Consider the following 13522-nt stretch of genomic DNA (forward strand, 5'->3'; position numbering starts at 1 on the left):
CGAAATCCACGCGACGTCGCGCCCGACGCCGCGCCGCACGCCGCCTGCGGGTCAAGCGCTAGCCGAGCTCGTGCACCCCTGCCTTGAGCCGGACGCCGGTCGCACCGAGGGTCCGCGCCCCGGCGACCAAGGAGGCGATCGTGCGCGCCGCCGTGTCGTAGTCGAGCCCGTGGGGCGGACGGATGTTGGAGACGCAGTTGCGAGCCGAGTCCTGGACACCAGGGCGCGGCTGCCAGGTCAGGTAGGCCCCGAGGCTGTCGCTGGCCGACAGCCCCGGCCGCTCCCCGATCAGCACCAGGAGCAGCCGCGCCCCGAGGGCCTGGCCCACGTGATCGCCGAGCGCGACCCGGGCCTGGGTCGCGATCACGGGCGGCGCCACGCGGGTGGCGGCGTCGAGCAGCGGCAACAGCGCGGCGAGCAGCGGCGCCGCGTGCGCCTCGACGGCGGCCGAGGAGAGCCCGTCGGCCACCACGACCGCGAGGCCCGGGTCGGCGTCCGGCGCCGGCGCGAGATCGGCGAGCGCGGCCAGCCCGGCGCGCCCGGGGGCCGGCACCCGGCCCAGGTCGGGCCGGGTGAGGTAGGTCGCGCGATCCGGCGCCGCCGAGGCCACGGTGCGCACCTCCCCCAGTCCGAGGGCGGACAGGTCCACGGCCAGGGCGCCCACGTCGACGGGCCGGTGCACGGCGTCCCGCGCCAGCGCATGCGCCGCACCGGCTTCGAGGACGGCGGCCGTGGTCAGCGCGTTCCCCGCGCGGCCCAGCCCGATCCGGGCCGGGGTAGCGCCCCGCAGGTGCGCCCAGAAGTCGTCCCCGCCCGCGCCCCCGCCGCTCATGCCAGCGCTCGCAGAGGGCTGGTGGCGGGGTCGACCGCCCGGACGCCACCGCCCGGGTCGAGCATGCCGAGGTCGGCCAACCACGACTCGAACTCCGGCGCCGCCCGCTTGCCCAACACCTTCCTGGCCGCGAGCGCGTCGTGGAACGAGGTCGACTGGTAGCCGAGCATCACGTCGTCGGCCCCGGGCACCGCGATCACGAAGGTGCAGCCGGCGACGCCCAGCACGGTGAGCAGGGTGTCCATGTCGTCCTGGTCGGCCTCGGCGTGGTTGGTGTAGCAGACGTCGACGCCCATCGGCAGCCCCAGCAGCTTGCCGCACAGGTGGTCCTCCAAGCCGGCCCGGACGATCTGCTTGCCGTCGTAGAGGTACTCGGGGCCGATGAAGCCGACCACGGTGTTGACCATGAACGGGTCGAAGGCCCGCGCCACGGCGTACGCGCGCACCTCCAGGGTCTGCTGGTCGACCGGGCGCCCGTCGGTGCCGAGGTGGGCGTCGGCCGAGAGCGCGGAGCCCTGGCCTGTCTCGAAGTACATGACGTTCTGCCCCACGGAGCCGCGGCCCAGGGCGGTGGCCGCCTCGTGACCCTCGGCCAGCATCGCCAGCTCCACGCCGAACCCGGCGTTGGCGCCCTGGGTGCCGGCGATGGACTGGAAGACCAGGTCGACCGGGTGCCCCTGCGCGATCAGGTCGATCGTGGTGGTCACATGGGTCAGCACGCACGACTGGGTCGGGATCCGGTAGCGCTCGCGCACCTCGTCGACCAGGTGCAGCAGGCGCGCCACGGTCGCCGGGTCGTCGGAGGCCGGGTTGATCCCGATCACGGCGTCCCCGCAGCCGAGCAGCAGGCCGTCCAGGATGCCGGCCGCGATCCCGGCCGGGTCGTCGGTCGGGTGGTTCGGCTGCAGCCGGGTGGAGAGCCGGCCGCGCAGGCCGAGGGTCGACCGGAAGGCCGTGGTCACCTCGGTCGCCGCGCCCACCGCGATCAGGTCCTGGTTGCGCATCAGCTTCGAGACCGCCGCCACCATCTCCGGCGTCAGCCCCGGAGCGACGGCGGCCAGCGCGGCGCTGGCGCCGTCGTCAGCGGCCGTGGTCAAGAGCCACTCGCGCAGCCCGCCGACCGTCAGGTGGGCGATCGGCGCGAATGCTGCCGGGTCGTGGCTCTCGAGGATGAGACGGGTCACCTCGTCGCTCTCCGGTGGCACCACGTGCTCGTTGAGGAAGGTGGTCAGCGGGAGGTCGGCGAGTGCCCACCGGGCCGCGGCCCGTTCGGCGTCGCTCTCCGCCGCGCATCCGGCGAGCACGTCGCCCGAGCGGAGCGGGGTCGCCTTGGCGAGGAGGTCGACGAGGCCGTCGAAGACGTAGGTGTGACCGTGCAGGGTGTGCTGGTACCTCACGCTCGCGGAGCGTAGGTGGCCATTGTTTCCGGCTTGTGTTCCCACGGCTTCGGGCCCGTGCGGCAGACTGGCGGGGTGAGCAGCGACAGCCCCCGGAGCCCGCTCGGCCTCCGCGACGTTCTCAGCCTGCCCGACGTGCTCGGCGATCCGTGGACCGCCGAGACCCTGCCGCTCGCGCCGGACGAGGAGGGCGAGGTCGTCGCCACGCTCGTCCACCGGTCCACCGGAACGGCCACCGACCGCGCCCTGCTGCACGTCCATGGCTTCTCCGACTACTTCTTCCAGACGGCGTACGGCGAGTGGTGGCTGGAGCGGGACCACGACATGTACGCACTGGACCTGCGCAAGTACGGCCGCTCCCTGCGCCCGCACCAGTCGCCGACCTACGTGGACGACCTCGAGGCCTACTTCGAGGAGCTCGACGCCGCCTGGGAGCGGATCACCGTCCGCGACGGCCACACCCAGGTCGTGCTGGCCGGGCACTCCACCGGCGGCCTGATCGTCGCGCTCTGGGCGGACTCGCGGCGGCCGGTCGAGCTGGCCGGTCTGCTGCTCAACTCGCCCTGGCTGGACCTGCAGGGTCCGGCGGTGCTGCGCACCTGGGCCGCCGGCAAGGCGCTGGACCGCGCCGGTCGCAAGCGGCCGATGCGCGAGCTGACCCGCGACGTCACCGGCTTCTACGCGCGCAGCCTGCACCGCGACCACGAGGGCGAGTGGGACTTCGACTTCGAGTGGAAGCCGTTCGGCTCGTTCCCCGTGCGGCTCGGCTGGCTGCGCGCGATCCGCGAGGGCCACGCCCGGCTCCAGGCCGGCCTGTCCGTGCCGGCGCCGGTGCTCGTGCTCTCCTCCGACCGCAGCTCGTGGCCCAAAGAGATGAACGAGGACATCTTCCGCACCGACATCGTCCTCGACGTGCGCCACATCCGGCGCTGGTCGGTCGCGGTCGGCCGGCACGTCACCTACGTCGCCATCCCGGGCGCGATCCACGACGTGATCCTCTCCCGCAAGGCCGCGCGGGAGCGCGCCTACGACGAGATCGACCGCTGGCTGCGCGCCTACGTCCTGTAGCGCGAGTCGGTCACAAGCACCGGCCGAGTCGGTCACAGGCACCGGCCGAAACGGCCGACTCGACCGGTCCCCACCACCCATTCGGGCGGTCGTGACGACCCACTCGCGGGGTGTGGTCAGGCGAGCAGCACGACGAGGGCGACCAGCCCGACGACGACGATCACCGCGCGCAGCAGCAACGGCGGCAGGCGGCGGCCCACCGCGGCGCCGAGGAACCCGCCGATCACGGCGCCCACGCCGATCAGCAGCACGAGGAGCCAATCCACCTCCGCCTGGGTGCCCAGCAGGTCGAGGCCGGCGACCACCACGAACAGCACGCCCGCGACGCCGTTGACGGCCGCCACCAGCACGTTCTTCAGGGCGTTGAGCCGCTGCAGCGCGTCGCTGAGGCCGATGCCGAGCACGGCCATCAGGATCACGCCCTGCGCTGCGCCGAAGTAGCCGCCGTAGACACCGGAGCCGAAGGTCGCCACCGGCAGCCACCAGGCGCCACGGTCACCGTCCCGGCCCCGTGCCTCCTCCCGCGCGGCCACCCAAGCGGACAGCCGCGGCTGGACCACCACCAGCACCAGGCCCAGGGCGATCAGGAACGGCACCACCGCCTCGAACGCCCCCGCGGGCAGCACCAGGAGCAACAGCGCCCCGGTGGCACCGGCCGGCACCGAGACCAGCAGGAGGCGGCGTACCCGCTGCCGCTGGCCGACCAGCTCGCGGCGGTACCCCACCGCTCCCGCGACCGAGCCCGGCACCAGGCCGAGGCTGTTGGACACGTTGGCCGTCAGCGGCGGTACGCCGAGCGCGAGCAGCGTCGGGAAGGTGATCAGCGTGCCCGACCCCACGACGGCGTTGATCATCCCCGCCCCGACCCCGGCAACCAGGACCGCGACGGCGTCGAGCGGACTCACGCGCGGGGCGCCTCCGGGCCCTGCTCGTCGGTGGCGTCGGTGGCGGGACCGGTCTCGGGCGGGTGGCTCGGCGCAGCGGTCGGGTGGGCCGGCAGGGCGGCGCTCTGGGCCTCCTCGATCGCCTTCGCGACCGCGTCCTGGGCCGCCTTCAGCTCCTCGGCCGACTGCTGCGCGACCTCCGGCTCCTCGGGCCCGAGGTCGACGCGGGTGCGCGGACCCTCGACCTCCTGCGGGATCCCCGGGAGGTTGTTGATCGTGGAGCTCAGCCCCTTGAGAGCGTCGCCGAACTCGCTGGGGATGATCCACAGCTTGTTGGCCTCGCCGTCGGCGATCTTCGGCATCATCTGCAGGTACTGATAGGCCAGCAGCGACTGGTCCGGCTGGCCGTCGTGGATCGCCTGGAAGACGGTCTGGATGGCCTGTCCCTCACCCTGGGCCCGCAGGATCGCGGCCTCCCGGTCGGCCTGCGCGCGCAGGATCGTGGACTCCCGTGCGCCCTCGGCGCTGAGGATCGCGGACTGCTTGTTTCCCTCGGCGGTGAGGATGGCGGACTGCCGCTGCCCCTCGGCGGTCAGGATCGAGGCGCGCTTGTCCCGGTCCGCGCGCATCTGCTTCTCCATCGCGTCCTTGATGGAGGCGGGCGGGTCGATGCTCTTGATCTCGACCCGGTTCACGCGGATGCCCCACTTGCCGGTGGCCTCGTCGAGCACGCCGCGCAGTCCGGAGTTGATCTGGTCGCGGCTGGTCAGCGTCTGCTCCAGGTCCATGCCACCGATGATGTTGCGCAGCGTGGTCATGGTGAGCTGCTCGATCGCGGAGATGTAGTTCGCGATCTCGTACGTCGCCGCGACCGCGTCGGTGACCCGGAAGTAGATCACCGTGTCGATGTCGACCGACAGGTTGTCCTCGGTGATCACCGGCTGCGGCGGGAAGCTGACCACCTGCTCGCGCAGGTCGACCCGGTGGCGCACGTTGTCGATGAACGGCATCACGAAGTTCAGGCCCGCGGACAGCGTCACCTTGTACTTGCCGAAGCGCTCCACCACGCCGGCGCGCGCCTGCGGGATGACCTGAACCGTCTTGTTGAGGGTGACCACCACCAGCAGGAACAGCAGGGCCAGCAGAATCCAGCCGATCACGGGATCTCCTTCTCGTCAGTGGGAGCGGGCAGGGTGCGCGGGCGCACGTGCGCCGTCGCTCCGAGGATCGCGACGACCTCGACCTGCTCGCCGATCTCCAGGGGGTCGTCGGCCGACGCGGTCCAGATCTCTCCATCCAGACGCACACGACCCGGGTGCAGGGAGGTGATCGGCTCGGTCACCACCGCCGGCAGTCCGATCAGTCGGGCGTTGCCGAAGCTCAGCTCGGGGCCGCCGTGCAGCCGGCGCGCCAGCGACGGCCGGACCACGGCGAGCATCGCGACGGAGACCCCCGACGCGACGAGTGCGCTGAGCACCACGGAGTCGGTGGCCAACGCGGTGCCCATGCCGGCCAGCGCGCCGACCGCGAGCATCGCCAGGAACAGGTCCAGGGAGAACATCTCGGCGATGGTGAACAGGATCGCGACGCCGAGCCACGTCTGCCACAGGTGCTCGCCTATCCAGTCCATGCTCCGACCCTATCGGCGAGGCGATGACCGCGCCGGATGTTTCAGGCCCGGCGCCGCCGGCGCGCCGACCAGCGCCCCTCGTGCTGCTCCACCACCAACGGCATCCCGAACGTGGCGGACAACGTGGTCGCGTTCAGCGTCGACTCGATCGGACCGGCATCCACCACCGCGCCGTCGCGGAGCATCAGCACATGGGTGAACCCGGGCGGGATCTCCTCCACGTGGTGCGAGACCAGCACCGTCGCCGGTGACTCCGGGGCGTAGGCGAGCACCGACAGCGTCGAGACCAGGTCCTCGCGGCCACCGAGATCCAGGCCCGCCGCCGGCTCGTCCAGGAGCAGCAGCTCCGGGTCGGTCATCAGGGCCCGCGCGATCAGCACGCGCTTGCGCTCGCCCTCCGAGAGGGTGCCGAACGTCCGTTCGGCCATGCGGGTGACCCCGAGCTCCTGCATCAGGTCCTCGGCGCGCTTGAGGTCCAGGTCGTCGTACTGCTCGCGCCACCGGCCCAGGACGGCGTACGACGCGGACATGACCACGTCGCGGACCAGCTCGCCCCGGGGCACCTGCTCGCCCAGCGCCGCGCTGGTCACGCCGATCCGCGGCCGCAGCTCGAACACGTCGACCGTGCCGAGCAGCTCGCCGAGGATGCCGACGGCGCCGTCGGTCGGGTGGATCTGCGCGCCGGCGACCTGCAGCAGCGTGGTCTTCCCGGCGCCGTTCGGGCCGAGCACCACCCATCGCTCGCCCTCGCGGACGACCCAGCTCACCCGGTCCAGCAGGGTGGCGCGGCCACGCCGCACGCTGACTTCGGCGAGTTCGAGGACTGCGGACATGGCGGCAACCCTAACGGGGCGCCGCGGCGTATCGTCACCGACTCGTGGACGCCTACTCCGACACCCCCGACGACCCGCTGCCCCGGGCTGGGCGCCTCGCCTGGTGGGGCACCGCCTGGCTGCGCGGTGACATCGGCCCCGACGACCTGCTGGACGCCGTGACCGGGTCCGACGTCGCGCACCTTGTGGTCGGCGCGCCGGCCGGCGCCGCGGGGCTGGTTCCGCTGCTGGCCGACGCCCGCGACCGCGGCGCGACGGCCGTCGGTGCCGCGTTCCCCGCCGCCGGCGACCCGATCGGCGTGCGCGGGCCCGCGCCGTTCACCGCCGCCGCCGTCGAGGCCGGGGAGGCCGCGCTGCTGCTCGGCGCCGAGGAGGCCCTGGTGCCCACCGTCGTGGGCCGCGCGGTCGAGTGGGTGCGGCACCCGGCGGCCCGGCGGCCCCCGCCGGACCTCGGCGAGGCCGACCGGGCGCTCCGCTCGGCGGTGCTGGACGCCGCGAACGGCCTGGCCGACCTCGACGTCGCCGCCTGGAGCCCGGAGATCGCCGACGAGCTGCACGACCTGAGGCACGGCACCGGGCTGGTCGCGCCCCCCGGCGTACCTGACGCGTGCCGGGCGCTCGCCGGGCGAGCCATCCACCTGCAGGACGTCATCGCGCTGGCACTGGAGTCCGAGGGCGGCGCGCTCAGCCTCGGCGAGATCGAACGCCGCCGGGCGCTGCTGGCGCCGCTCGAACGCGCCGTGCGGGCCGCGTTGACGGCAGCCTGCTCCCCCGACGGCTGGCCGCCGGCGATAGCCTCCCCCCGATGAACGCCACGCCTGCCGCCAGCGAGACGCTGCTGATCACGGTGACCGGGACCGACCGCCCCGGGATCACCTCCTCGGTCTTCGGCACGCTGGCCGCCGCCGGCGTCACCGTCGTCGACCTCGAGCAGATGGTCATCCGCGGCCGACTGGTGCTCGGCGTGCTGGTGAGCGCCCCGCGGGACGCCGCCCGCCTGCGTGCGGCGCTGGACGCGACCGCGTCCGACCTCGGGGTGAGCATCCACGTCGAGCGCGGCTCGGGAGACGACGGCGGCCGGCCCGACGGGCGGACCCACGTCACCGTCATCGGCTCCCCGCTGCGCGCAGGAGCCATGGCGGCGGTCGCCGGCCGGATCGCCGACGCCGGCGGCAACATCGACCGCATCGAGCGGATGGCGCGCTACCCCGTGACCGCGATCGAGCTGCACGTGTCCGGCGCGGCGCCGGACACGCTGCGGACCCTGCTCGCCTCCGAGGCGGCGGAGAACGACTTCGACGTGGCGGTGCAGCCGGCCTCCATCCTGCGCCACGGGGTGCGGCTGATCGTGATGGACGTCGACTCCACGCTGATCCAGGGCGAGGTCATCGAGATGCTCGCCGAGCACGCCGGACACGGAGCGGAGGTCGCCGAGGTCACGGAACGGGCGATGCGCGGCGAGCTGGACTTCGCGGAGTCGCTGCGCGCCCGGGTCGCCCTGCTCGAGGGGCTCGACGCCGGCGTGCTGGACGAGGTCTACGCCAAGATCGTGATCAACCCCGGCGCCCGCACGCTGGTGCGAACCCTGCGGCGGCTCGGCTACCGCTTCGCCATCGTCTCCGGCGGCTTCAGCCAGATCACCGACCGGCTCGCTGCCGACCTCGGCATCCACCGGGCGCGCGCCAACACGCTGGAGATCGTCGACGGCCGGCTCACCGGGCGCGTGGTCGGCGCGATCGTCGACCGGGCAGGGAAGGCCGACGCCCTCCGCGAGTTCGCCGCAGAGCTCGGCATACCGGAGGCGGCGACGATCGCCATCGGCGACGGCGCCAACGACCTCGACATGCTCGCCGCGGCCGGCCTGGGCATCGCCTACAACGCCCGGCCCGTCGTCCGCGACGCCGCCGACACCTCGCTGAACGTGCCCTACCTGGACGCGATCATGTACCTGCTCGGGATCACCCGGGAGGAGATCGAGGCCGCCGACGCCGCCGCCGGGTTCACCACACCGTCGCCGCCGCTGGAGGCCTGACGCCGCGGCCGAACACGTCCGGCCGTCGAACCGCGTCGACTCCGGGTCAGCCGGGTCAGCCGGGTCAGCCGCGTCCGACGTGGAACGCGCGGAGACGCCCGGACATCGCCCCGATGCCCGCCCACCCGTCGGGCACGTCGAACACCGCCACCGCCGACGTCGGGAAGCCGCCGGACAGGTCGCCCGAGGCGTCGCCCTCCCCGTCGTCCAGCAGCTGCGCGAGGACGGCCATCGTCGGGTTGTGGCCCACCACCACGACGGCGCCGACGTCCGGTTCGGTCGCGGCGAGGAGCTCGAGCGCTCCGACCTCGTCCGCGCCGTACAGGCTCTGGTCGAAGTGCGCGACCACTCCGTCCCACCCCGCCGCGTCGGCGACGTCGGTCCAGGTCTCACGGGTGCGCGCGGCGGTCGAGACGTAGGCGAGGTCCGGGTCGATCCCGATCTCGCCCAGCCATCGGCCGGCGTCGGCGGCGTCAGCGTGGCCCCGCTCGGCGAGGGGGCGCTCGTGGTCGGTCGCCGCGAACGCCTCCGCCTTGGCGTGGCGGACCAGGATCAGTACGGGAGCTGGCACGCTCCGAGCCTAGGGCAGCACGGGCCGGGGCGTGCGACACTGCGCGGGTGACGCCCTACGGCGCGACCCACCTGGTGCCACTCGCGCTGTTCGGCGTCGGGCTCGTCGGAGCCGTCGCGCTGGGCCGTCGTCGCCGGGGACTGGGCCGCCCCACCGCCCTCGACCGCGCCTGGGCGATAGCGGTGGCCGCGGCGACGGTCCCCTTCCAGGTCGTCGACGTGCTGACCCGCTTCGAGCTCGGCGTCTCCCTCCCCCTGCACCTGTGCGACCTGGCCTGGGTAGCGGCGGCGGTCGCGCTCTGGACCCATCACCGGGTCGCGGTGGCGCTGACGTTCTACTGGAGCCTGCTGACCCTGCAGGCGATCGTGACCCCGTCGCTCGGCGAGGAGTTCCCGGAGCTGCGCTACCTGGCGTTCTGGGCGCTCCACCTGCTGATCGTGTGGGCCGCCGGCTACCTGACGATCGGGCTCGGCCTGACCCCGGGCTGGCGCGAGTACCGGGCCACCATGGCCCTCACGCTGGCGTGGGTGGCGGTCGCTGGCGCGTTCAACGCGGTGGCCGGCACCAACTATGGCTACCTGTGCCGCAAACCGGGCGCGGGGTCCGCACTGGACCTGCTCGGGCCCTGGCCGGCGTACGTCGTGGCGGAGGTGGCGATCGTCGCCGCGGTGTGGGCCGCGATGACGGCCCTCGCCTCGCGCCGACCGAAGGTTCCGGCCGACTCCACCTAGCAGGGCGCGAGCCGGCAGAGAGTCTCTGCCAGCTCGCGCCCTCGTCACGGACTGGCTCAGGCGCCCATCGCGTGGAAGCCGCCGTCGACGTGGACGATCTCGCCGGTGGTGGCCGGGAACAGGTCCGACAGCAGCGCGCAGACCGCGCGGGCGGTCGGCTCCTGGTCACCGTTGTCCCAGCCCAGCGGGGAGTTCTGCTCCCACAGCGAGTCGAGCTCCTCGAAGCCCGGGATCGCCTTCGCGGCCAGGGTCTTGAGCGGGCCGGCCGAGACCAGGTTCACCCGGATGCCGTCGGGTCCCAGGTCGCGGGCCAGGTAGCGCGAGGTGGACTCCAGCGCCGCCTTCGCCACACCCATCCAGTCGTAGACCGGCCAGGCGACGGACGCGTCGAAGGTGAGGCCGACCACGCTGCCGCCCTGTCCCATCAGCGGCTTGCACGCCATGGCCAGCGACTTCAGCGAGTACGCCGACACCTGGACGGCCTGCGCGACGTCCGCCCACGGGCCGGTGAGGAACTTGCCGCCGAGCAGGGTCTCGGGGTTGCCGTAGGCGATCGAGTGCACCACGCCGTCGAGCGTCGCGTCCGGGCCGAGGTGCTCGCGCACCTGGTCGGCCAGGCCGGCGAGGTGCTCCTCGTCGGTCACGTCGAGCTCGAGCACCGGGGGCAGCTCCGGCAACCGCTTGGCGATCCGGCGGGTGATCCGCAGCGCCTGGCCGAAGTTCGAGATCAGGACCGTCGCGCCCTGCTCCTGGGCGAACTTCGCCACCGCGAAGCCGATCGAGGTGTCGAGCGTGACTCCGGCGACCAGGATCGTCTTGCCGTCGAGGATTCCCATAGGTGTGTCAGTGCCCCATTCCAAGTCCACCGTCGACCGGGATCACGGCCCCGGTGACGTATGCCGCTGCATCTGCGGCGAGCCAGGTGACTGCGCCGGCGATCTCCGCCGGGTCGGCGTACCGACCCAGGGGGACCTGATTCTTGATCTCCGCCTTCTGCTCGTCGGTGAGCACGGCGGTCATGTCGGTGTTGACGAACCCCGGCGCGACGACGTTGGCGGTGATGTTGCGGGAGCCGAGCTCGCGCGCCAGCGACCGGGCCATGCCGACCAGGCCGGCCTTGGAGGCGGCGTAGTTGACCTGGCCGGGTGAGCCGAGCAGGCCGACCACGCTGGAGATGAAGATGATCCGGCCACGCTTCAGGCGCAGCATGCCCTTCGCCGCGCGCTTGGCGACGTGGAAGGAACCGGTGAGGTTGGTGTCGATCACCGAGCTCCAGTCCTCCTCCGACATCCGCAGCAGGAGCGTGTCTGCCGTGATGCCCGCGTTCGCGACGAGGATCTCGACCGGGCCGTTGACCGCCTCCGCCTCCTTGAACGCCGCATCGATCGAGGCGGCGTCGGTGACGTCCGCCTTGAGCTCGAGAGCGCCCTCGGGGGCGCCACCGTTGCGGGTGGTGACGGCGACCTTGTCGCCCTGGGCGAGGAAGGCCTCGGCGATCGCGCGGCCGATGCCGCGGTTGCCGCCGGTGACGAGGACCGATCGGGGCTGGTTCACGGGATCGACGCTAGTAGTCGCAACCGATGTGGATCGCTGCCTCGGGGCCTCAACTTCAGCGAGGTTCTTTGTGAGGTTCCTACAAGTCCAACGATCTGCGGCGTCGAGCCGGCGACGATCCGCCGGCCGCCGCGACTCACTCGTCCTCGAGGCGGAAGCCGACCTTCATCCCGACCTGGAAGTGCTCCACCTGCCCGTCCTTGATCTGGCCGCGGACCTGGGTGACCTCGAACCAGTCGAGGTGACGCAGGGTCTGGCCGGCGCGCTCGACGCCGTTGCGGATGGCCTGGTCGATGCCGTCGGGAGAGGTGCCGACGATCTCGGTGACACGGTAGGTGCGGTTGGACATACGGGGAGCCTATAGGCTGGCGGGCATGGCGACAGCAGGTGCCGGTCCGGTCCGGATCACCACCGTGGGCAACGACCCGCGGGCCGACCTGGCACGCCGTCAGCGCAAGTACATCTTCTGGATGTCGGTGCGGTCGCTGTGCTTCATCGGCGCCGCCTTCGCCGGCGTGGCCGGCATCAACTGGCTGTGGCCGTTCCTGATCGCCGCCGCGGTGATCCTGCCCTACCTGGCGGTCGTCATGGCCAACGCCAACGACAGCCGGGACTCCTCCCTCCCTCTGCCCGACGGTCGCTCCGGGCAGCGCCAGCTGGGCGGTCCGAGTGGCTCCTGACGTCTGCTCCGCCAAGGGCTGCCAGGCCCCGGCGCAGTGGCAGCTGCTGTGGAACAACCCCAAGATCCACACCCCGGACCGCCGGAAGGTCTGGCTGGCCTGCGACGAGCACCGGGAGTCCCTGGAGGTCTTCCTCGGGGCGCGGAAGTTCCTCAAGGACACCATCCCGCACTCCGCCTGACCCCACGCCCCCTCCTCCGCCGACTTGGGCTTTGTGGCGCAGTGACTTGGGCATTGTGGCTGGCCGAATCGCGCCCAGTGCCGACGACCGGGCCTCCCCCACCACGCCGGGGCCCGCTTGTCCGCGCACAGGCGAGCGCCTCTGGTTCGCGATACCCAGCCCGTAGGTGCTGCCTCGATCGGTCCGGACCAAGGGATGATGCTCCGTTGGCATGGACCACGACCTGCTCCCCGCCGCCCCCTTCACCGCTCAGACCGCAGCCCGACTGGGTATCAGCAGGCACCAGCTGCGAGAGGCGCTGGCGGACGGCAGCCTGCGCCGGTACACGCGAGGAGTGTTTGCGCGCGCTGACCTGCAGGATGACGCCTTGTTGCGCGCGCAGGTCATCGCACTCGGTGCCTCCCGCCACCACGTCGCTGTGGACCGGACCGCGGCGTGGCTGCACGGCGTCGATGCCCTCACGCTCTCGGAGCATGACCTGCTCCACGTTGTCGAGACCTGTGCCCTCAGCGGCCACCACCCGACGGCACGCGCCGAGGCCCGCGGTCGCACCCGAGATCTCCAGCCGAGTGACGTGACCGTCGTCCATGGTGTGCGAGTGACGACGCCACTTCGCACCGCCCTCGACCTCGGTTGTCACCTGCGCCGGCGGGAGGCGCACGCCGCGATGAGCGAGCTCGCCGGGCTGCACGACCTCACCGCCGAGATGATGACCAGGGAGCTGGGGCGATTCCGAGGCAGGCGTGGCGTGGTCCAACTGAGGGAACTCGTCCCGTCGGTTGAACCCGGAATCGAGTCACCGCGAGAAGCTTGGATCCTTCTCGCCTTGCTCGATGCGGGCCTACCGCGCCCCGAGCCCCAGGTCTGGGTGGAGATCGATGGCGAGCCCGTCTACCGTCTCGACTTCGCCTATCGTCGCGCCAAGGTCGCGATCGAGTACGACGGCAGCGACTCGCACAGCTCCCCTGCCCAGCAGGCGCACGACCGCGAGCGTCGCGAGCGGCTCCGCGCGCTGGGTTGGCGGGTCATCGTGGTCCGCCGGGGCGACTTCACCGACCCGCAGCTCAGGCTATGGATCCGCGGCGTGCGTGAGGCATTGGCGCCGTCCTACACCAATCGGCGGTGGTGA

General features: G+C 72.6%; 17 protein-coding genes. 7 read left to right on the forward strand and 10 right to left on the reverse strand.

The window, feature by feature from the left end:
- Positions 1-58: 58 nt before the first annotated feature.
- Entirely contained in the window at positions 59-832 is a 774-nt protein-coding gene (gene eutC / locus E8D34_RS08915) for an ethanolamine ammonia-lyase subunit EutC (RefSeq protein WP_136594259.1), read from the reverse strand.
- Complete coding sequence (locus E8D34_RS08920; protein ID WP_136594260.1) at positions 829-2229, reverse strand: ethanolamine ammonia-lyase subunit EutB; 1401 nt, start codon at positions 2227-2229, stop codon at positions 829-831. The genes eutC and E8D34_RS08920 overlap by 4 nt, the downstream gene beginning before the upstream one ends.
- A 75-nt stretch (positions 2230-2304) precedes the next feature.
- Here E8D34_RS08920 and E8D34_RS08925 point away from each other — a divergent pair, with 75 nt between their 5' ends.
- Positions 2305-3297 carry an alpha/beta hydrolase gene (locus tag E8D34_RS08925; protein WP_240771241.1) on the forward strand — a complete coding sequence of 331 codons (993 nt, stop codon included), beginning with the start codon at positions 2305-2307 and terminating at the stop codon, positions 3295-3297.
- Between the two features lie 116 nt (positions 3298-3413).
- Here E8D34_RS08925 and E8D34_RS08930 read toward each other — a convergent pair whose 3' ends face one another.
- Genes E8D34_RS08930 through E8D34_RS08945 form a run of 4 tightly spaced genes read right to left on the reverse strand, consistent with a single transcriptional unit; the run spans position 3414 to position 6644 of the window.
- A complete protein-coding gene (locus E8D34_RS08930; RefSeq protein ID WP_136594261.1) occupies positions 3414-4202 on the reverse strand; it encodes a sulfite exporter TauE/SafE family protein in 789 nt (262 codons plus the stop codon).
- Positions 4199-5338: an SPFH domain-containing protein gene (locus E8D34_RS08935; protein ID WP_136594354.1), complete on the reverse strand. Its 1140-nt coding sequence runs from the start codon at positions 5336-5338 to the stop codon at positions 4199-4201. The genes E8D34_RS08930 and E8D34_RS08935 overlap by 4 nt, the downstream gene beginning before the upstream one ends.
- Positions 5338-5811 carry an NfeD family protein gene (locus E8D34_RS08940; protein WP_136594262.1) on the reverse strand — a complete coding sequence of 158 codons (474 nt, stop codon included), beginning with the start codon at positions 5809-5811 and terminating at the stop codon, positions 5338-5340. Before E8D34_RS08940 ends, E8D34_RS08935 begins: the two co-directional genes overlap by 1 nt.
- 41 nt (positions 5812-5852) lie before the next feature.
- Positions 5853-6644, reverse strand: a complete 792-nt coding sequence (locus tag E8D34_RS08945; protein WP_136594263.1) for an ABC transporter ATP-binding protein — start codon at positions 6642-6644, stop codon at positions 5853-5855.
- A gap of 44 nt (positions 6645-6688) precedes the next feature.
- On the opposite strand from E8D34_RS08945, the gene E8D34_RS21040 reads away from it, so the two are divergent.
- Both E8D34_RS21040 and serB read left to right on the forward strand, forming a co-directional pair.
- The gene (locus tag E8D34_RS21040; RefSeq protein ID WP_206056634.1) at positions 6689-7453 is read left to right on the forward strand and encodes a hypothetical protein; all 765 of its coding nucleotides are present in this window, start codon (positions 6689-6691) and stop codon (positions 7451-7453) included.
- Positions 7450-8676, forward strand: a complete 1227-nt coding sequence (gene serB / locus E8D34_RS08955) for a phosphoserine phosphatase SerB (protein ID WP_136594264.1) — start codon at positions 7450-7452, stop codon at positions 8674-8676. Before E8D34_RS21040 ends, serB begins: the two co-directional genes overlap by 4 nt.
- Positions 8677-8740: 64 nt before the next feature.
- Here the strand turns inward: serB and E8D34_RS08960 are convergent, their stop codons facing one another.
- Positions 8741-9247, reverse strand: coding sequence for a histidine phosphatase family protein (locus E8D34_RS08960; RefSeq protein WP_136594265.1), 507 nt, complete (start codon positions 9245-9247; stop codon positions 8741-8743).
- Between the two features lie 47 nt (positions 9248-9294).
- On the opposite strand from E8D34_RS08960, the gene E8D34_RS08965 reads away from it, so the two are divergent.
- Positions 9295-9978, forward strand: a complete 684-nt coding sequence (locus tag E8D34_RS08965; protein WP_136594266.1) for a TIGR02206 family membrane protein — start codon at positions 9295-9297, stop codon at positions 9976-9978.
- Between the two features lie 56 nt (positions 9979-10034).
- Here the strand turns inward: E8D34_RS08965 and fabI are convergent, their stop codons facing one another.
- The 3 genes from fabI to E8D34_RS08980 form a co-directional block, all read right to left on the reverse strand.
- The gene (fabI, locus tag E8D34_RS08970) at positions 10035-10814 is read right to left on the reverse strand and encodes an enoyl-ACP reductase FabI (protein ID WP_136594267.1); all 780 of its coding nucleotides are present in this window, start codon (positions 10812-10814) and stop codon (positions 10035-10037) included.
- 7 nt (positions 10815-10821) lie between these two features.
- The gene (locus E8D34_RS08975) at positions 10822-11532 is read right to left on the reverse strand and encodes a beta-ketoacyl-ACP reductase (protein ID WP_136594268.1); all 711 of its coding nucleotides are present in this window, start codon (positions 11530-11532) and stop codon (positions 10822-10824) included.
- A gap of 136 nt (positions 11533-11668) precedes the next feature.
- A complete protein-coding gene (locus E8D34_RS08980) occupies positions 11669-11881 on the reverse strand; it encodes a dodecin (protein WP_136594269.1) in 213 nt (70 codons plus the stop codon).
- A gap of 25 nt (positions 11882-11906) precedes the next feature.
- Between E8D34_RS08980 and E8D34_RS08985 the strand changes: the two genes are divergently transcribed.
- From E8D34_RS08985 to E8D34_RS08995, 3 genes are all read left to right on the forward strand, one after another.
- Positions 11907-12212 carry a DUF3099 domain-containing protein gene (locus tag E8D34_RS08985; protein WP_136594270.1) on the forward strand — a complete coding sequence of 102 codons (306 nt, stop codon included), beginning with the start codon at positions 11907-11909 and terminating at the stop codon, positions 12210-12212.
- Entirely contained in the window at positions 12202-12393 is a 192-nt protein-coding gene (locus tag E8D34_RS08990) for an acetone carboxylase (RefSeq protein WP_136594271.1), read from the forward strand. Before E8D34_RS08985 ends, E8D34_RS08990 begins: the two co-directional genes overlap by 11 nt.
- A gap of 211 nt (positions 12394-12604) precedes the next feature.
- Positions 12605-13522, forward strand: a complete 918-nt coding sequence (locus tag E8D34_RS08995) for a DUF559 domain-containing protein (RefSeq protein ID WP_136594272.1) — start codon at positions 12605-12607, stop codon at positions 13520-13522.

The organism is Nocardioides sp. GY 10113 (assembly GCF_004919105.1).
In the GTDB taxonomy this organism is placed as follows: Bacteria; Actinomycetota; Actinomycetes; order Propionibacteriales; family Nocardioidaceae; genus Nocardioides.